The 18,839-nt window shown below is 63.3% G+C and carries 14 protein-coding genes, 1 tRNA gene and 1 pseudogene; 9 read left to right on the plus strand and 7 right to left on the minus strand.

Going from position 1 to position 18,839, the window contains the following annotated elements:
• Positions 1-61 precede the first annotated feature (61 nt).
• A complete protein-coding gene (gene recA / locus PCA31118_RS12740; protein ID WP_044457046.1) occupies positions 62-1,126 on the minus strand; it encodes a recombinase RecA in 1,065 nt (354 codons plus the stop codon).
• 202 nt (positions 1,127-1,328) lie between these two features.
• On the opposite strand from recA, the gene PCA31118_RS12745 reads away from it, so the two are divergent.
• The 4 genes from PCA31118_RS12745 (at position 1,329) to PCA31118_RS12760 (ending at position 5,872) form a co-directional block, all read left to right on the plus strand.
• Positions 1,329-2,018: a response regulator gene (locus PCA31118_RS12745; protein WP_044457047.1), complete on the plus strand. Its 690-nt coding sequence runs from the start codon at positions 1,329-1,331 to the stop codon at positions 2,016-2,018.
• Positions 2,019-2,151: 133 nt separating this feature from the next.
• Positions 2,152-3,738, plus strand: a complete 1,587-nt coding sequence (locus PCA31118_RS12750) for a sensor histidine kinase (RefSeq protein WP_150625551.1) — start codon at positions 2,152-2,154, stop codon at positions 3,736-3,738.
• 171 nt (positions 3,739-3,909) lie between these two features.
• On the plus strand, positions 3,910-5,568 hold the full coding sequence (locus tag PCA31118_RS12755; RefSeq protein ID WP_044457049.1) for an MFS transporter: 1,659 nt from the start codon (positions 3,910-3,912) through the stop codon (positions 5,566-5,568).
• Between the two features lie 227 nt (positions 5,569-5,795).
• A tRNA-Met gene (locus tag PCA31118_RS12760) sits at positions 5,796-5,872 on the plus strand.
• A 98-nt stretch (positions 5,873-5,970) separates the two neighbouring features.
• Here the strand turns inward: PCA31118_RS12760 and PCA31118_RS12765 are convergent.
• Together PCA31118_RS12765 and PCA31118_RS12770 are read right to left on the minus strand one after the other, a co-directional pair.
• A complete protein-coding gene (locus PCA31118_RS12765; RefSeq protein WP_150625552.1) occupies positions 5,971-6,360 on the minus strand; it encodes a TFIIB-type zinc ribbon-containing protein in 390 nt (129 codons plus the stop codon).
• A 226-nt stretch (positions 6,361-6,586) separates the two neighbouring features.
• Positions 6,587-7,366: a TerC family protein gene (locus PCA31118_RS12770; protein WP_150625553.1), complete on the minus strand. Its 780-nt coding sequence runs from the start codon at positions 7,364-7,366 to the stop codon at positions 6,587-6,589.
• A gap of 192 nt (positions 7,367-7,558) precedes the next feature.
• Here PCA31118_RS12770 and PCA31118_RS12775 point away from each other — a divergent pair.
• Together PCA31118_RS12775 and PCA31118_RS12780 are read left to right on the plus strand one after the other, a co-directional pair.
• Positions 7,559-8,422: pseudogene (locus tag PCA31118_RS12775) on the plus strand (LysR family transcriptional regulator); the annotation flags it as partial.
• Between the two features lie 187 nt (positions 8,423-8,609).
• Positions 8,610-9,680, plus strand: coding sequence for an AI-2E family transporter (locus PCA31118_RS12780; RefSeq protein ID WP_150625554.1), 1,071 nt, complete (start codon positions 8,610-8,612; stop codon positions 9,678-9,680).
• Positions 9,681-9,754: 74 nt separating this feature from the next.
• On the opposite strand, the gene PCA31118_RS12785 is transcribed toward PCA31118_RS12780, so the two are convergent.
• Positions 9,755-11,341: a tetratricopeptide repeat protein gene (locus PCA31118_RS12785; protein ID WP_174990445.1), complete on the minus strand. Its 1,587-nt coding sequence runs from the start codon at positions 11,339-11,341 to the stop codon at positions 9,755-9,757.
• Between the two features lie 550 nt (positions 11,342-11,891).
• On the opposite strand from PCA31118_RS12785, the gene PCA31118_RS12790 reads away from it, so the two are divergent.
• Both PCA31118_RS12790 and PCA31118_RS12795 read left to right on the plus strand, forming a co-directional pair.
• On the plus strand, positions 11,892-13,631 hold the full coding sequence (locus PCA31118_RS12790) for an ABC transporter permease (RefSeq protein WP_150625556.1): 1,740 nt from the start codon (positions 11,892-11,894) through the stop codon (positions 13,629-13,631).
• A gap of 10 nt (positions 13,632-13,641) precedes the next feature.
• Entirely contained in the window at positions 13,642-14,967 is a 1,326-nt protein-coding gene (locus tag PCA31118_RS12795; protein WP_044457056.1) for an ABC transporter ATP-binding protein, read from the plus strand.
• Between the two features lie 10 nt (positions 14,968-14,977).
• Here the strand turns inward: PCA31118_RS12795 and PCA31118_RS12800 are convergent, their stop codons facing one another.
• On the minus strand, positions 14,978-15,880 hold the full coding sequence (locus PCA31118_RS12800) for a hypothetical protein (protein WP_150625557.1): 903 nt from the start codon (positions 15,878-15,880) through the stop codon (positions 14,978-14,980).
• Positions 15,881-16,335: 455 nt separating this feature from the next.
• On the opposite strand from PCA31118_RS12800, the gene PCA31118_RS27030 reads away from it, so the two are divergent.
• Positions 16,336-16,479, plus strand: coding sequence for a hypothetical protein (locus PCA31118_RS27030; protein ID WP_157123263.1), 144 nt, complete (start codon positions 16,336-16,338; stop codon positions 16,477-16,479).
• Positions 16,480-16,567: 88 nt separating this feature from the next.
• Here the strand turns inward: PCA31118_RS27030 and PCA31118_RS12805 are convergent, their stop codons facing one another.
• Both PCA31118_RS12805 and kbl read right to left on the minus strand, forming a co-directional pair.
• Entirely contained in the window at positions 16,568-17,545 is a 978-nt protein-coding gene (locus PCA31118_RS12805) for an NAD-dependent epimerase/dehydratase family protein (protein ID WP_150625558.1), read from the minus strand.
• A 2-nt stretch (positions 17,546-17,547) separates the two neighbouring features.
• The gene (kbl, locus tag PCA31118_RS12810; protein ID WP_150625559.1) at positions 17,548-18,765 is read right to left on the minus strand and encodes a glycine C-acetyltransferase; all 1,218 of its coding nucleotides are present in this window, start codon (positions 18,763-18,765) and stop codon (positions 17,548-17,550) included.
• Between the last annotated feature and the right edge of the window lie 74 nt (positions 18,766-18,839).

The raw sequence follows: 18,839 nt of genomic DNA on the forward strand, positions 1-18,839 counted from the left end.
AAGCAAAAACGGCAGCGCGATGCCATGAGGCCTCGCGCTGCCGCTCCGACAACACAGGCGATTACGCCTCGTCGTCTTCTTCGATCTCGCCGGTTTCGTTGATCGCCGTAACGCCCAGCGATGCACGCACCTTGTTCTCGATTTCGTGGGCGATATCTGGATTTTCGCGAAGGAACTCACGCGCGTTGTCCTTGCCCTGGCCGATCTTCTCGCCGTTGTAGCTGTACCAAGCGCCGGCCTTTTCGACGATCTTCGCGTTGACGCCCAGATCGATGATTTCGCCTTCGCGCGAGATGCCCTGACCGTAGAGGATGTCGAAGATCGCTTCGCGGAACGGCGGCGACACCTTGTTCTTCACGACCTTGACGCGGGTCTCGTTACCGACCACCTCGTCGCCCTTCTTGATCGAACCGATACGGCGGATGTCCAGACGCACCGACGAATAGAACTTCAGTGCGTTACCGCCGGTTGTCGTTTCCGGGTTGCCGAACATCACACCGATCTTCATGCGAATCTGATTGATGAAGATCACCGTGCAGTTCGTGCGCTTGATCGTGCCGGTCAGCTTACGCAGTGCCTGCGACATCAGACGCGCTTGCAGACCCGGCAGCGAGTCGCCCATTTCCCCTTCGATTTCGGCCTTCGGCACCAGGGCCGCGACCGAGTCGATGATGATGAGGTCGATCGAACCCGAACGCACCAGCGCGTCGGCGATTTCCAGCGCCTGCTCGCCCGTGTCCGGCTGCGAGATCAGCAGTTCCGGCACCGAAACGCCCAGCTTGCTCGCGTAGCCGACGTCGAGGGCATGCTCCGCGTCGATAAACGCGCACGTGCCGCCGATCTTCTGCATCTCCGCCACGACTTGCAGCGTGAGCGTGGTCTTACCCGACGATTCCGGACCGTAGATCTCAATCACACGGCCGCGCGGCAGGCCACCGACACCGAGTGCGATGTCCAGACCCAGCGAGCCCGTGGAGACGACCTGGATGTCCGCTTCGACCTCGCCGTCGCCAAGACGCATGATCGAGCCCTTGCCGAATTGCTTCTCGATCTGCGCGAGGGCGGCGGCGAGCGCCTTGCCTTTCTCGGCCGACAGATTGGCAGACCCTTTCTTGCTTTCTTCCATGAATCGTCCTTTGATATGATGAGCGAGACGGCTCGAGTGAGGCGTGACTGCCGGTACTGTATAAAAAACCAGTGCTCTTTGCAAGTGCCTGTTGTCCGAAAGCGCCGAAACGACAAAAAAAGCCGCGAACCACGCGCCGCAACATCACAGGAGACACACCGCTGCCGTCAGGCGCCGGTGCCTACACAAGCCTATCACGCCCATGCGAATTCTCATCGCAGAGGATGACAGCATTCTGGCCGACGCCCTGACCCGTTCCCTGCGTCAGGGGGGCTATGCCGTCGATCACGTCAAGACGGGGCTCGAAGCGGATTCCGCACTCTCTGCCCAGACGTTCGACCTGCTGATTCTCGACCTCGGTCTGCCCCGCCTGCCCGGTCACGAAGTGTTACGCCGACTGCGCGCCCGCAACTCCCACCTGCCCGTGCTGATCCTGACGGCCTCCGACAGCGTCGATGCGCGCGTAAAAGGCCTCGATCTCGGCGCGGACGACTACATGGCCAAGCCGTTCGCGCTCGCCGAACTTGAAGCGCGCGTGCGCGCCCTGACCCGGCGCGGCGCAGGCGGCGGCTCGACGGTCATCCGTCACGGCCCGCTCAGCTTCGATCAGGTCGGGCGTACCGCCTATATTCACGAGCAGATGCTCGATCTGTCCGCACGCGAACTCGAATTGCTCGAAGTGTTGCTCCTGCGTACCGGGCGACTCGTCTCGAAAGAACAGCTCGTCGATCACCTGTGTGGCTGGGGCGAGGAAGTCAGCAACAACGCCATCGAGGTGTACATGCACCGGCTGCGCAAGAAAATCGAGCCCAGCGGCGTACGCATCGCCACGATTCGCGGCTTGGGGTATTGTCTGGAGAAGCCGGCGGCAACGCCCGCCAATGCAGCCTGAGCATGATGCCTGAGCGCCCTGCTCGACGCACTTGCGACGTCGGCGCACGCCACGCATAGCGGCGTGCAGGCCCCGGCGTATCCCGCCGCCTCGGTCACCCTGGCCGCCTCAGCCTCTTTAGACTTGCTACCCGATGCGTCTGAGCTTTCGCCCTCCCCATCGCGCCGTGCCTGCCGATCCCGACGCATCGCCCCATCCCGCAGACGCCGCCGATCCGTTCGACCCCTACGCGGATCCCTTCGTGCGCCCGGGCTTCGGCGCGCCGCTGGAGCGCGAAGCGGAGCCGCCGCCACGCTCGCTGTTCGGGGAAATCCTCGACTGGATGCTCGCCCCGTTGCTGCTGCTCTGGCCGATGAGCATTGCCGTGACGTATCTGGTCGCGAAGTCGATCGCCAACGGCCCGTTCGACCGGGCGCTGGAAACCAATACCTATGTCCTCGCCCAGCAAGTCCACTCGGATCGCGGGCAGGTCACGCTCACCCTGCCGATGCCCGCCCGGGACCTGCTGCGGGCGGACGCCACCGACAACATCTACTTCCAGGTCCTTGGCGCGAAGGGGGAACTCGTCGGCGGGACGGCCGAACTGCCCTTGCCGCATGAAGACGACCGGCCGCAGCCGGGGGTCGTCCAGTTCCGCGACGAAACGCTCGGCGGCAACGACATTCGCGTCGCCTTCACCTACGTCGATCTGCCGCGCATGGCGCCCCCCGGCAGCATGGCGCTCGTTCAAGTCGCCGAAACGCTCGACAAGCGCAGCCAACTGGCCAACGAGATCATCAAGGGCGTGATCCTGCCGCAGTTCGTGATCCTGCCGCTTGCCATTGTGCTCGTGTGGTTCGGGCTGTCGCGCGGTCTGGCGCCGCTGCATGCGTTGCAGGAACACATTCGCGCCCGGCGACCCGACGATCTCTCGCCGCTCGAAGCGCGTCAGGCGCCACCGGAGATCGCGCCGCTCGTCAACTCGCTCAACGATCTGCTCGGACGCCTCGAACAAAACATGAAGCTCCAGCAGCGCTTCATCGCAGACGCGGCGCATCAGCTCAAGACACCGCTTGCCGGTCTGCGCATGCAGGCCGAACTCGCGTTGCGTCAGACTTCGCCGGACGAGTTGCGGCGCTCGCTCTCGCAGATCGCCGTCAGCTCGGAGCAGGCGGCGCGTCTGGTCAACCAGTTGCTGGCGCTCGCACGCGCGGAGAACAGTGCGAACGACGCCGCCGCATTCACGCCGCTCAACCTGAGCCTGCTCGCACGCAGCGCCATGCAGGACTGGTTCCAGGCCGCGTTCGCCAAGCGCATCGACCTGGGCTTCGAGGAGCCGCCGTTCCCGGTGCATCTGTCCGGTCAACCGGTGATGCTGCGCGAGTTGCTCAACAACCTGATCGACAACGCCATCCGTTACACGCCTGCCGGCGGCAAGGTGACGGTGCGCCTGCGTCATGAGGCGTCCGACGGATTCGTCCATCTCGAAGTCGAAGACACCGGCCCGGGCATTCCCGTTGCCGAGCGTCCGCGCGTGTTCGAGCGCTTCTATCGCATTCTCGGCAGCGACAGCGACGGTAGCGGCCTCGGGCTCGCGATCGTGCGTGAAATCGTGCAGATTCATCGCGGCGATGTGAGCGTGCTCGACCATGTCGACGCGCAGCACCCCGAAGCAACCGGCACCCTCATTCGGGTGACGTTACCGCTCGCCGAGGTGCCTATCGAAAACCCTCATGCGTGACGGAATCACGCAAAATACGCCCCATTTAGGGCCAAAGTCGAGGGTAAGTCCCTAGCAGCGTAAGGTTCGAGTCAGTTTGGCGTCAGACGGCGGTAAGGTTGCGCTCCAATAATCAGTTGCAACGGCCCGGGTACGTCCCAGGGGCGTGCTTACATTACAGGAGACAACCGCATGGCTACTACAACGGCAGCCACCACCCATGCGCCGATGACCAAGGAAGAACGCAAGGTCATTTTCGCGTCGTCGCTGGGCACGGTGTTCGAGTGGTATGACTTTTACCTGGCCGGTTCGTTGGCCGCCTTCATCAGCCGTCACTTCTTCTCGGGGATCAATCCGACGGCAGCCTTCATCTTCACGTTGTTGTCGTTTGCCGCCGGTTTCGCGGTGCGCCCGTTCGGCGCCATCGTGTTCGGCCGCATCGGCGACCTGGTGGGTCGCAAGTACACGTTCCTCGTGACCATCACCCTGATGGGTCTGTCGACGCTGGTCGTCGGTTTGCTGCCGGGCTATGCCTCCTGGGGCATCGCGGCACCGGTGATCTTCATCGCCATGCGTCTGCTCCAGGGTCTGGCACTGGGCGGCGAATACGGCGGTGCTGCCACGTACGTTGCCGAGCACGCGCCGCATGGCCGTCGCGGCTTCTACACGTCGTGGATTCAGACGACCGCAACGCTGGGTCTCTTCCTCTCGCTGCTCGTGATTCTCGGCACCCGCATGGCGATGGGTGAAGAGGCATTCGGCGACTGGGGCTGGCGTATCCCGTTCATTCTGTCGATCGTGCTGCTGCTGGTCTCGCTGTGGATTCGTCTGCAACTGAGCGAATCGCCGGCGTTCCAGCGCATGAAAGCGGAAGGCAAGGCTTCGAAGGCGCCGCTCAAGGAGTCGTTCGGCCAGTGGAAGAACCTGAAGATCGTGATTCTGGCGCTGGTTGGCCTCACGGCAGGTCAGGCCGTCGTGTGGTACACGGGCCAGTTCTATTCGCTGTTCTTCATGACGCAGGTCCTCAAGGTCGACGGCAACACCGCGAACATCATGGTCGCGCTGGGCCTGTTGATCGGTAGCCCGTTCTTCGTGTTCTTCGGCGCCCTGTCGGACAAGATCGGCCGCAAGCCGATCATCATGGCGGGCTGCCTGCTGGCTGCGCTGCTGTACTTCCCGATCTTCAAGGCGCTCACGCACTACGCCAACCCGGCGCTCGAAGCGGCCACGGCACGTTCGCCGATCACGGTCATCGCCGATCCGAACGAGTGCTCGTTCCAGTTCAACCCGGTGGGCACCTCGAAGTTCACGAGTTCGTGCGATATCGCGAAGAGCTACCTGTCGCGCGCCGGTCTGAACTATCAGAACGAAGCGGCGCCGGCGGGCACGATGGCATCGGTGAAGATTGGTGACAAGGTGATCCAGTCGGTCGATGGCAAGGCAGCAGACGCCAAGGACAAGACCAAGGCATTCGAGACGGACATGTCGGCCACGCTCAAGGCGGACGGCTATCCGGCGAAGGCCGACCCGGCCCAGATGAACAAGCCGATGGTCGTGATCCTGCTGGCGATTCTCGTGATCTTCGTGACGATGGTGTACGGCCCGATCGCAGCGATGCTGGTCGAACTGTTCCCGACGCGCATTCGCTACACGTCGATGTCGCTGCCGTATCACATCGGTAACGGCTGGTTCGGCGGCTTCCTGCCGGCAACGGCCTTCGCAATCGTGGCAGCCAAGGGCGACATCTACTCCGGCCTCTGGTATCCGATCGTGATTGCGTTGATTACCTTCGTGATCGGCATGCTGTTCATCAAGGAAACGAAGGACGTCGACATCTACGCCAACGACTGAGCCTCAATAAGTCGCTGCGCTTAAGAAACGTCGGAAGACAGACGCCGGGGCCTTCGGGCTCCGGCGTTGTCGTTTGTGGAGGACGAAGTGGGCAGGAAGGCCGATGGGGTGTGGTGTAAAAGCGTTGGCGCAGAGGACGCGCGTCGGCCAGCGCGCAAACATTTTCATAGTTTTCGCAAAATACCTGTTGACAGCCCACAGGGGTCTACCTATAATCTTTCTTCTACGGCGAATTAGCTCAGTCGGTTAGAGCGACGGAATCATAATCCGCAGGTCCGGGGTTCGAGTCCCTGATTCGCCACCAAATGCAAAAAGCCGCTGTTCCGAAAGGTTCAGCGGCTTTTTCTATTGTGCGTTCGCACGTGCAACTGGCATGGGACGACGTCGGTCGTCGCACGACGCTCAGTCGAAGTCGAACATCTCGAACAACGACTTCTTCTTTCGCGGACGGTCGTACTGCCGTCGACGGTCGTCATGGCCGTGATGGGCGCTTCGATGCTCGCCGTGCTCGCGATATTCACGGTCATCGCGCCGGTCATCATCGTGGGCGTACCGGCGCATACCCTGCATACCCTGCCCACCACGTGTATCGCGCGAATCGTATCCCGACCGTCCGAACCCGCCTTGCGCCATCTGCCGCGACGCACCCTGCATGCCGTCGGTTCGCTCGATCAGCTTGTCCAGTTCGCCCCGGTCCAGCCACACGCCGCGACAGTTCGGGCAGTAATCGATCTCCACTCCCTGACGCTCGGTCATCAGCAAATCCGGGGTACCGCACACAGGACATTTCATCGTTTCGCTCCGTCACGTAAAAGACAACGCCTTCAATGTATCGGGCGAGACGAAATGGAAAAACCTGCATTTGCATTCATCAAACTTCGGAAAATTCGAACCACGCTGGCACCCGTCCCCCTCTGTCCTCACCGTCCCCGCGATCTTTGCCGACATACAACGGAAAACGGCGCCGGTTCTCACCGGCGCCGTTTGCACCTTGCACCTCTCGCGACGACGCTGCGAATCAGTGCAGCACGCGCGCCTTCTCTGCCTCACGACGGGCTTTCGCCCGGCGCGTCAGCATGTTCAGCCCCTCGACGAACGCCGAGAATGCCATCGCCGCGTAGATGTAGCCCTTCGGAATATGCGAGCCGAAACCTTCCGCGATCAGCGTCATCCCGATCACGAGCAGGAAGCCCAGCGCCAGCATCACTACCGTCGGGTTCGCGGCAATGAAGCGTGAGAGCGGCCCGGCCATGAACAGCATCGCCGTCACTGCCGCAATCACGGCAACGAACATGATCGGGATGTGCTCGGTCATGCCCACCGCCGTCACGATACTGTCGATCGAGAACACCAGATCCAGCACCAGAATCTGCATGACGGCCGCACGCGCCGTGATCGTCGCCAATGTGCCCGCGCCCGACGCGCCGTCGCCATGCGCCTCGTCTTCGACGCCGGTCGCCACGTGGTGATGCATCTCCTTCGTCGCCTTCCACACGAGGAACAGACCGCCCGCGATCAGAATCAGGTCGCGCCACGAGAAGCCATGATTGAACAATTCGAACAGCGGCGTGGTGAGTTTGGCGATCCAGGCGACCGTGCCCAACAACGCCAGGCGCATGACCAGCGCCAGTGCGATACCCATGCGCTGCGTACGCGCGCGCATCGCCAACGGCAGCTTGTTCGTGAGAATCGAGATGAAGATCAGGTTGTCGATGCCAAGCACGACCTCCATGACCACCAGCGTAACCAGCGCCGCCCAAACCGCAGGGTCGGCCGCCAAAGCAAGTAGATAGTCCATATGTGCGCCAGAGTTTCCGTATGGTTATTGGTGCGTCCGCGACCGGCAACTCGCAAGCAGCGGACCTCTCCCCTTCATATCCCGCACACAACGTAGTGCCGGGCTCAGGACAGCATCATCGTCGAACGCTTGCTTCGCAAAAACCAGCTATATACTTCAGCTTAGTTCGGTTTTTCCGAAGTTTTGACTAACATGCTGAATTACCGCCATCTCTATTACTTCTGGGTGGTCGTCAAGGAAGGCGGCTTCGCGCGTGCCGCCGAGCGCCTCGACATGGCCGTGCAGACAATCAGCGCGCAGGTTCGCGAGCTGGAAAAGTCGCTCGGCCATCAACTGCTCAAGCCCGCCGGACGCGGCGTCGCCATGACCGACCCCGGTCAGGCCGCATTTCGTCGTGCGGAGGAAATCTTCCGCCTCGGTCAATCGCTTCCCGACGAGGTCCGCGAGGCGGCGAGCGGCCGGGTGGCGCGTCTGGCCGTCGGCCTGGCCGACGGCATCTCGAAACTGGCCGCTCACGCCATTCTCGCCCCCATCCTCGACACACCGTCGTTGCGGCTCGTTTGTCACGAAGGCGAACACGAGCAGCTCCTTGGCGAACTCGCGCTGCACAAGCTGGACCTCGTGCTTGCGAGCCAGCCCGCGCCGTACAACCCGACCTTGCGGCTGGCGAGCGAACGTCTGGTCGAGTCGCCGGTCGACTGGTATGGACCCGCCTCGCTCGTGCGCAACGTCGCGCGCGACACCTTCCCGCAATGTCTGACGGCCCTGCCGGTATTATTGCCGACCGGCCATTCTGCGCTGCGAGCCCGACTCGATCAGTGGTTCGAGGCGCAGGGCATTCGCCCGAACATTGTCGGGGAGTTCGAAGACAGTGCGTTGATGGCGGTATTCGCCACGCGCGGCATGGGCGTGTTTGCGCTGAGCGAGGCCGGTGCGGGCGACGTGTCGCTGCTGCGCGGTCTGCGCTGGCTGGGTCGGCCGGACGGGGTGCACGAGGACATTCACGCCATTCGCTCGCGACGCGGCGAAGGCCACCCACTCGTCACCCGCATTCTCGAGGACCATAAGGACGGTAAAAACGGCAAGGGCGGTACGGACGGTACGGACGGTAAGGACCGTCAGGCCGCGACCCAGACGCACGAGGCAAGCGAGAATCGATTCGCCCCGACCGGAGCGCCATCCACATCTGCTATAAGAACGACTGACGCGCATTCCCGTGCGTCGTCATCTGCGAGGAAACCTCATGTCGAGTCGTAGCGACCAGCGCAAGTTCTTCCACCTCATGCTGTTCGTGGTGACGGTCGTCTTCGGATGGATTTTGTTCCCGCTGTTCGGCGCCGTGTTCTGGGGAACGATCCTCGCCGTGCTGTTCCAGCCGGTGCAGCGCCGCATGCTCGCTCGCATGCGCGGGCGCCCCAACCTCGCCGCCCTCACCACGCTGGCCCTGATTCTCCTGATCGTGATCCTGCCCCTCACGCTCGTCGTGGGCATGCTCACGCAGGAGATCAGCACGGCGCTCGTGCGCTTCAAAACCGATCTGCCGCAACTGACCGTCTCGTTCCAGCAACTGCTCGACCGCTTGCCGGCCAGCGTTCACCGCATCATGGATCTGGCCGGTGTGCAGGACGTCAATGCCATCCAGCAGCGCCTGGGAGACGGCGCGGCGCAGATCGGTCGTCTGGTCGCCGTCTACCTCGTGAGCATTGGCCAAAACACAGCCCAACTCGTCGTGAGCTTCGGCGTGATGCTCTATCTGCTGTTCTTCCTGCTGCGCGACGGTACGGTGCTCGGCGCGATGGTGCGCCGTGCGCTGCCGCTCGACGAGCGCCACAAGAGCCAGTTGATCCGACAGTTCACGACGGTCGTGCGCGCCACGGTCAAGGGCAACATCGCCGTTGCCGTGGCACAGGGGGTACTCGGCGGCTTCATCTTCGCCGTGCTCGGAATTCAGGGATATGTACTCGCAGCCGTCGTGATGGCGTTTCTGTCACTGCTGCCGGCGGTGGGCGCCGCAGTGGTGTGGGTGCCCGTGGGAATCTGGCTGCTGCTCGCCGGGCATGTCTGGAAAGCGGTGATTCTGTTTGCGTTCTGCGGCACTATCGTGAGTCTGGTGGACAACGTACTGCGCCCGATTCTCGTGGGCAAGGACACCAAGCTGCCCGACTGGGTCGTACTGATCTCCACGCTTGGCGGCATGTCGCTTTTGGGACTGACGGGCTTCGTCATCGGGCCGCTCATCGCCGCCCTGTTCATTGCGAGCTGGAACATTTACACACGTCTGCGCGACGACGACGATGCCGCCGATGCCGGGTGACGCGCCCCGCATTCACACGATCTCCCGGCAACGCTCGCGCCCGCGAAAGAACGTTCGTCGGCACTGACTACCGACTACTGCACCGCCTCGGCGTCCGATTGTCGGCACACCATCGCCCCAAGGTCCTCGCCAATGCGCGTCACGACCGCATCCCAGTCGCCGCGTGACGGCTGGCGGTACAAGGTCACCGACGGATACCAGTCGCTGTCGCGACGCGCCAGTTGCCAGCGCCAATCCGGCGTGAAGTTCAGCGGCACCCATACCGGCTTGCCCAACGCGCCGGCCAGATGCACGACCGCCGTGTCGACGGCAATGACCAGATCCATCTGCGCAATGACGGCCGCCGTCTCGGCGAAATCGCTCAGCTTCGCGCCAATGTCGTGTACGTTGCCGTGCGCCTTGCGGTAAGTCGCCAGTTCGGCGTGCTCGTCGTCGGTCGCATCGACCTGCAACGAATACCACTGTGCGTTCGTCGCAAACAGCGGCGCCCAGTGCTTGAGCGCGACGTCGCGGTTCGGCGGGAACGGACGCGCGCGCCATGCAAACCCGACGCGCAGCGCCCCATCGGGCCTCTCACCAAGCATCGAGCGCCAGATCATCTCTCGCCCCGGGCTTGCCCGCAGATAAGGGGATGTCGTCGCCACGTTGCCCCCTGTCCCGAGCAGATGCGGCAGGCTGAGCAGTGGCATCTGCCAGTCGAACGACGGCACCGGCATATGCTCGCCCAGCACCGTCACGCCACGCGCAAAGCCGCCCAGCAACGTCACGAGCGGCGCCTGCACCGAGAGTACGACCGTTGCGCCCATCTCCACCAGACGCGGCACGAAGCGCACGAACTGCAACGTATCGCCAAAGCCCTGCTCGCTGTAGACGAACACCGTCTTGCCGGCGAGCGGCGCCTTGCCGTCCCACAGACGGTCGCTAAAGCGCCGCGTCTGAACGCCGTCCTGCCAGCGCCATTCGTAGTCGTGCCAGCCGTGCGCGAAGTCGCCCAGCAGCAGATTCGTCTGCGCCCGGTTGGTCCGCGCCCCCGCGTGATCGGGTGACAGTCTCACCGCTTCGTGCAGGCATTTCAGCGACTCCTCGAATGCATGCTGCTCGCGCAGCGCCACACCGAGATTGACCAGCGGGTCGGGCTGCTGCGGGGCGATGGCGTGGGCGACCCGGTAAGCGGCGATCTCGTCTTCGAAACGACCCAGCGCACCGAGCGCGCGCCCCTTGTTGAAATGCGCCTGCCACAGCGCGGGCGCCTTGGCGGCCGTGCGCTCGAACCAGGCCAGCGCACGTGCGTTATCGCCCGCCCGCGCCCAGGTCAGGCCGATGGTATGCAGCGTGCCGATGACGTCCGGCGATTGGTGGACCGTCGCCTCGAACAGCGCCTCGGCCCGCATCGGACGCCCGGCTTGCAGGCTCGCCATCGCAGCGTCGAAGGTCGCCTGCGCGCCGGGGCTGGGCGCGAGCGCGAGCAGACGGTCGAACGCGTCGGCTGCCGCCTCGAATGCGCTCATGCGCAGCGAGACGTAGGCAAGCCCTTCGAGGGCAGGAAGAAACTCAGGGGATTGTTTCAGAACTTGTCGTAACTCGGCGATCGCCTCGTCGAGCCGGCCGGCGGCACTCAGTTGTCGTGCACGCTCGCAACGCGCGTCTAATGGCGTCGTCATGCGGCGCATCCTTGCTTGTCTTGGAATGGGAGGGAGACGGGCCGGCAAGCCACTTATTCGCCGGAGCATGCAAGCATCCCCCACCGACAGGCGCCGTAGCCCGAGCAAGCGGTGCACACTACACGACCGCACGGCGCGAAGCAAGCCGCGGGAATTGGTCTGCGCAACGCAAATAAAGTTCACACCTTCAATGTGCCATTTTTCCCTGCGATCGCCGCGAATGGGTGCACCGCTGCCTGAACGAATTTGCCGCGCCAGTCGCCCGCCCACTTAGCCCGCTTCGACAGGCGATTTACGCAAGCGTCGGCGTCGCGTTTTGCCTTCGGTATCACCCAACGAAACCACACCCTCCCGCAGTGCAGCATAAAAACCACAATCACGTTTCGACCGCGCCGTTTGCCAACGTCCGGCACGCGCTTTAACATCTTTTTACGGGGCAATCTGGTAGCATCCGCTGCCGTCATCGCACGCGCGCAACGTCGCTGCCGCGCTGCACATTTGACGCTTCAGTCCTGTTGTCCGTCCGAACCCTCATCCAAACGAGGTCCTGATGACGCGCGTAGCCCGTCCGTTCATCCCCGCCACCGCGCGACGCCTGCTGCCCAACCGCTGGGACTTCATTGCGTTCCCGATCATCATCGGTTTTCTGATGGTCAGCTCGTCGGGCATTCGTCAGACCTGGGCACCGCTGGCCGACCTGCATACCGAAGTCATTTCGCTGGACCCGGCCAACCTGCCCGAGTATGCGCTGCGCACGACGTTGCGGATGCTGGCCGCCATGCTCGCCTCGCTCGTCTTCACGCTCGTCTACGGCACGCTTGCCGCCAAGAGCCGCCGCGCAGAGAAGCTGCTCGTGCCGATGCTGGACATTCTCCAGTCGGTGCCGGTGCTCGGCTACATCTCGTTTACCGTCACGTTCTTCCTCGCCCTCTTCCCGGGACGCGTGCTCGGCGCCGAATGCGCCGCCATCTTCGCGATCTTTACGAGCCAGGCGTGGAACATGACGTTCTCGTTCTACCAGTCGATGCGCACGCAGCCGCGCGACCTGTCCGAAGTCGCGGTCAACCTGCGTCTGTCCCCGTGGCAGCGCTTCTGGAAGCTCGACGTGCCGTATTCGATGCCGGGCCTCATCTGGAACATGATGATGAGCATGTCGGGCGGCTGGTTCTTCGTGGTGGCCTCCGAAGCGATCACCGTGGGCGACAAGACGGTCACGCTGCCGGGTATCGGGGCGTATCTCGCCACCGCCATCGTTCAACGCGATCTCGGTGCGGTGGGCTGGGTGATTCTGGCGATGGTCGTCGTCATCATCATTTACGACCAGTTTCTGTTTCGCCCGATGGTCGCGTGGTCGGACAAATTCCGTCTGGAAGACACCGTCTCGCAGGCGGCCCCCGAATCCTGGGTGCTCAACGTCATTCAGCGCACGCGTGCCATTCAGCTGCTGCTGCGCCCCTTGGGCAAGCTGTTGCACACGGTGGCCCGCCTGCGCATGCCGGTCTCGCTGCCGGCCGCGATTCACTCCGAGTCCAACACCCCGCTCTCGCGCGTGATCGACTGGGTGTGGGCCGCGCTGCTCGTCGTGCTGGGCGTCTTCACCGCGTGGAAGATCTGCACCTTCGTGCTGGCCGAAGTCGGCGGCCCGGAGATCCTGCGCGTGTTCGGCCTCGGTCTCATCACGCTCGTGCGCGTGGTCGTGCTCATCGCCATTGCCTCGGTGATCTGGGTGCCGCTGGGCGTACTGATCGGCTTGCGACCGAAGCTTGCCGAGCGCATCCAGCCGCTCGCACAGTTCCTCGCCGCCTTCCCGGCGAACCTGCTGTTCCCGATCTTCGTGGTGCTGATCGTCCACTTCCGTCTGAATGCGGACATCTGGCTCTCCCCGCTGATCGTGCTCGGCACGCAGTGGTACATCCTGTTCAACGTGATTGCCGGCGCCACGGCGTTTCCGAACGACTTCAAGGAAGCGGCGACCAACTTCCGCATTCGCGGCTGGCAGTGGTGGCGACAGGTCATGCTGCCCGGCATCTTCCCCTATTACGTGACGGGCGCCATCACGGCCTCCGGCGGCGCATGGAACGCGTCCATCGTCTCGGAATACGTGCAATGGGGCGACGACAAGGTCGCCGCGCACGGTCTGGGCGCTTACATCGCACAAATGACGGCCGCAGGCGACTACCCGCGTATTTTGCTCGGCATTGCGGTGATGGCGCTGTTCGTCGTGCTGTTCAACCGTTTGCTGTGGCGGCCGATGTACGCCATCGCCGAAAACAAGCTTCGTCTGAATTGAAGGGAACGTGATGCCGAACGATACGAACACTGGCCAACCGATCGCCGGAAAAGAGATCTTCTCGCTCGCCAACGTCAGCCGTGGTTTTCGCAAGGGCAGCGACGAGCGTCAGGTGCTCGACGGTGTCAACCTGCAACTGCACGAAGGCGAAATCGTCGGCCTGCTGGGCCGCTCGGGTTCCGGCAAGTCGACGCTGTTGCGCATCATCGCCGGCCTGATCCAGCCCAGCTCAGGCGACATCCGGTATCTGGGACAGCCGCTCGAAGGCCCGCCCGAAGGCGTGGCGATGGTGTTCCAGACCTTTGCGCTGTTCCCGTGGCTGACGGTGCTGCAGAACGTGGAAGCCGGTCTCGAAGCGCTGGGCGTGGAGCCCAAAGAACGCCGCAAGCGCGCGCTCGCCGCGATCGACCTGATCGGTCTGGATGGCTTCGAGAACGCCTACCCGCGCGAACTATCGGGCGGCATGCGCCAACGCGTGGGCTTCGCGCGCGCGCTGGTGGTCAACCCCACGCTGCTGCTCATGGACGAGCCGTTCTCCGCCCTCGACGTGCTGACGGCCGAAACGCTGCGTACCGATTTGCTGGACCTGTGGAGCCAGCGTCAGTTACCCATCAAGTCGATCCTGATCGTCACGCACAACATCGAAGAAGCTGTGTTCATGTGCGACCGGATTCTCGTGCTGTCGTCGAATCCGGGCCGCGTGGTCGCGGAAATCAAGGTGCCGTTCCCGCATCGCCGCAATCGTCTCGATCCGGCCTTCCGCAAGATGGTCGACGATATCTACGCGCTGATGACCTCGCGCCGTAACGCGCACACCACGCAGAAGATGCCGCTGGAGCTGTCCAGCCCGTTGCACGAAGTCTCGACCAACCTGATGGCCGGTCTGCTCGAAGCACTGGCCGTGCCGCCCTACAACGGACGCGCCGATTTGCCGGATATCGCGCAAACGCTGCTGCTGGAGGTCGACGATCTGTTTCCCGTTGCCGAAATTCTCGATCAGCTGGGATTCGCTGAACTCAAGGAAGGTGACATTCTGCTCACACCGGCAGGCAAGCGATTCGTGGACGTGAGCACGCAGGAGCGCAAGGTCCTGTTCGCCGAGCATTTGCTGCGGCATGTGCCGCTCGCGGCAAAGATTCGGGCCGTATTGCAGGAGCGCCGTGGCCAGCGTGCGCCACGCGTGCGTTTCGAACAGGAACTGGAAGACTCGATGTCGGACGATCTGGCGCAGGAAACGCTCGATACCGCCATCAACTGGGGGCGCTACGCCGAGATCTTCTCGTACAACGACCACACGGAAACGTTCAGTCTGGAAGACATGGAAGGCGCGTCCTGATCGACGGCCATCAGAACGCGTAACCCGCGCCGATCATCCAGGTCTGGTTGATGGTCTTCGAATCGGGCTCGTAAGCGGTGACGCCAGGGCCGACCTGCGTCACGCTCGAGCGGCCATACTGGAAGCGCGACCATTCGTAGCTGGCATTGATGTGGAAATTGCGCGCGACCGCGTAGTCGAGCCCGAACCCCGCGACGACGACCGGCTTGTTGCCCAACGAAAAGGTGTTCTGCGAACCGGCCAGCGTCATCGACGCACCGACCATTGCCCCGGCGCGAATGTCGGCGGTAGCCACCAGTTTCGGCGTCAACTCCATCTGCCCCATCAGCCCGCCGCCGATCACGTGGTGGCGGTAGCGTTCGTAGAAACCATAGGGATCGCGGCTACTGTCGCGAATCCAGTCGCGGTAACTGTAGCTCACGTAAGGAATCAGTTGCGCATTCCACGTGCCCAGATGGAACGGGATGGCCTTGCCGGCCTTGAGCGTGAGGTCCGTGGCGGTCGAGCGGGTTTTCATCTGGTAGTCGGGCTGCAACACACGACCGGCGGCGTCCTGCAAATAGCCGCCATAGTCCACGTTGCCATGCGCGACGCGCACCGATCCGCTGAAATACAGATTCGAGATGCCGAACAACTGGCGTTGTGTGGAGGCCGTCAGCGCGAAGGCGGCGGTCGTTCCTTTCTCGGAATCGCTCTTGCCCGGCCCGATGGACTCCCAGTAGTCCAGGTGTTGTGCCCCCACCCCGAGCCAGACCTGATTGTTGGCTCGCAGCATGGCTTCCTGCGCGTGGACATTGGTCGCAGACAATGCGAGCAAACCCGTAACGCCGGCGACGGCGACGAGAAGCGCGGTGCGCCTGAAGGCGACTGCGCGAAGGCCGCAAGCGATGGTGCGGCGCGTGTTCGGCGTCATGGCACGTCCCTCCCCAGGCGTGATCGCAACGACGACTTGGAAGCGGCCATTCGCGTGGCCACCGTTTTCCGGCATTGTTTCAGCGCCCACGACGCCACGCAAGCGGGCAAATGTGGATTCTTTGTGTCTCTCGACAATCGAGATATCTGCACGGTCGGGCACCGGCATGGGGAATGGTCGCGGGCGGGCCGTCGCAATTGGGCAGCGCGCCCAGGTCAAGGGCGGCGGTGGGTGCTGCAAGCCGCTTTGGAACCCTTCGTCGAAACGATTCGTGGGACACAGGACCGTGTCAAAAAGACCACACCTATCGGTGTAGATACTGATTCGTGGTCGGTTTTGTGCGGTCGCATAATCGATTCAGAACCTGTGTGTCGTGGGCCGGGGGGCACCACGACCGTGGCTTGCGCAGGTTCTCTTTGCGGCGAAGACCGTGTACCAGATCCAGAAGGCGCAATATGAGCTACTACCATTCGAAGGAAGAAGGCCGCACGCGAGCCATCAGTTTCACCCCGGCCTACCGTTGGCGCCGCCGCGCGCTCGCCGTGACGTGCGCGGTACTTGCCGCCATGGCGTACTACGCGATGCACCACCCGAAGTAAGTTCGCAGCAGGCCGTTCCCGAACGGCCTGCGCCTTCCACGACTTCCACGTCCTCCACGCATCCTTCTACCTTGCCGGGCTTTGCCCGTCAGGCCGCGTTTCCCAACGCAGGCTTGTGCCAGTCGAGTGGAACGTTGGCGAGCATGTCGTCGACCATGGCGTCCAGATCGTACGCCGGCTTCCACCCCCAGTCGTAGCGCGCATGCGTGTCGTCGAGCGTGTGCGGCCACGTCTCGGCAATCGCCTGACGGAAGTCCGGTGCGTACTTCACCGTGAAGCCCGGCACGCGACGCGCAATCGCCTCGGCCAGCGTTCTGGGATCGAAACTCACACCGGCCACGTTGTATGACGATCGCACCCGCAGCTTCGAGGCGTCGGCATTCATCAGTTCGAGCGTGGCGCGCACGGCGTCGGGCATGTAGATCATCGGCAGCGTGGCGTCTTCCTTCAGAAAGCAGGTGTACGTCTCGCCACGGCGCGCCGCCTGGAAGATGTCGATGGCGTAGTCGGTCGTGCCGCCGCCGGGCGGTGTCTTGTAGCTGATCACGCCGGGGTAGCGCAAGCTGCGCACGTCCACTCCGAACTTCGTGAAGTAGTACTCGCACAGCCGCTCGCCCGCCTGCTTGCTGATGCCGTACATCGTCGTCGGGTCCATGATCGCCAACTGCGGCGTTTCGACGGCCGGCGTGTGCGGGCCGAACGCCGCGATCGACGACGGCCAGAACACGCGCAGTCCCTTGCCCCGGGCCTGATGCTCACGCGCCAGTTCCAGCACGTTGAGCAGGCCGTTCATGTTGAGTGTCCACGCCTGCAGCGGACGGGTTTCACCGGTGGCCGAGAGCAGCGCCGCCAGATGGAAGATCTGCGTAATGCCGAAGCGCTCGACGAGCGCCGCCAGACGCGAGGCATCGAGCACGTCGAGCGCTTCGTAGTGCACCGGATGGCGCGACGGTCCCGGCGCAATATCCGTCGCGATCACGTTTTCCGTACCGTACTGTGCCGCAAGCGCCTCGACGAGTTCGCTGCCGATCTGCCCGTTAGCGCCAATGATGAGAATACGTTCCATGATCAACCTTGCTTGAGAATGCCGAGTTCGTTGCCGGCCTGGGCGAACGCGGCCAGCGCACGGGTCAGGTGTTCGCGGGTATGCGCCGCCGAGAGTTGCACGCGCACGCGTGCCTGGCCTTGCGGCACGACGGGATAGAAGAAACCGGTGGCGATCACGCCGAGTTCATACAGGCGCTGCGCGAAACGTTGCGCCAGCGTAGCGTCGAACAGCATGACGGGGACAATCGGGTGCGTGCCCGGCTTGATCGTGAAACCGAGCGCCGCCACTTCCTGACGGAAGAAAGCCGTGTTCTCGTGCAATTGCTCGCGACGCGCCGACGAATGCTCCAGCTCGTCGAACACGGCGAGCGACGTGCCCACGATGGCGGGCGCCAGACTATTGGAGAACAGATAGGGGCGTGAGCGCTGGCGCAGCGTCTCGATCACTTCGCGTCGCCCCGCCGTGAAACCGCCCATCGCCCCGCCGAGCGCCTTGCCCAGCGTGCCGGTAATGATGTCGATCTTGCCCAGCACGCCGTGATGCTCGTGCGTGCCGCGTCCCGTCGGCCCCATGAAGCCGGACGCGTGACATTCGTCGATCATGATGAGCGCGCCGTACTGTTCGGCCAGCGCCACGATACGGTCGAGCTGCGCAATCGTGCCGTCCATGGAGAACACACCGTCCGTCACGATGATGCGGTGACGCGCACCGGCGGCAGCCTGCAACTGGCGCTCCAGGTCTTCCATGTCGTTATGGGCATAGCGCAGGCGTTGCGCCTTGCACAGACGCACGCCGTCGATGATCGAGGCGTGGTTCAGGGCGTCGGAAATGATCGCGTCCTGCTCGTCGAACAATGGCTCGAACACGCCGCCGTTGGCGTCGAACGCGGCGGCGTAAAGGATTGCGTCCTCGGTGCCGAGAAATGCCGCGATGCGGGCTTCCAGCGCCTTGTGCGGTCCCTGAGTGCCGCAAATGAAGCGCACCGACGACAGGCCGAAGCCGAAGTCTTCCAACGCCTTCTGCCCCGCCTTCACCAGCGCTTCGCTGCCGGACAGACCCAGGTAGTTGTTGGCGCACAGGTTAATGCGCGTTTGCCCGTCGTCGCACATGACCTCCGGCCCCTGCCGCGACATGAGCACGCGTTCCTGCTTGAAAAGGCCCTGACGGCGCGTGTCTTCGAGTCGTTCGGTCAGTTGACGGTAGAAGCCCTCGCGGGCCTCCGGGGTTTGTGCGGTCATCGGGGGCATCTCCAGAATGTCGAACCTTGGGGCTCTGCTACCATCACGGCATACAGCTTATCGGAAACTATACT

The organism is Pandoraea captiosa, from assembly GCF_902459775.1.
GTDB lineage: Bacteria > Pseudomonadota > Gammaproteobacteria > Burkholderiales > Burkholderiaceae > Pandoraea > Pandoraea captiosa.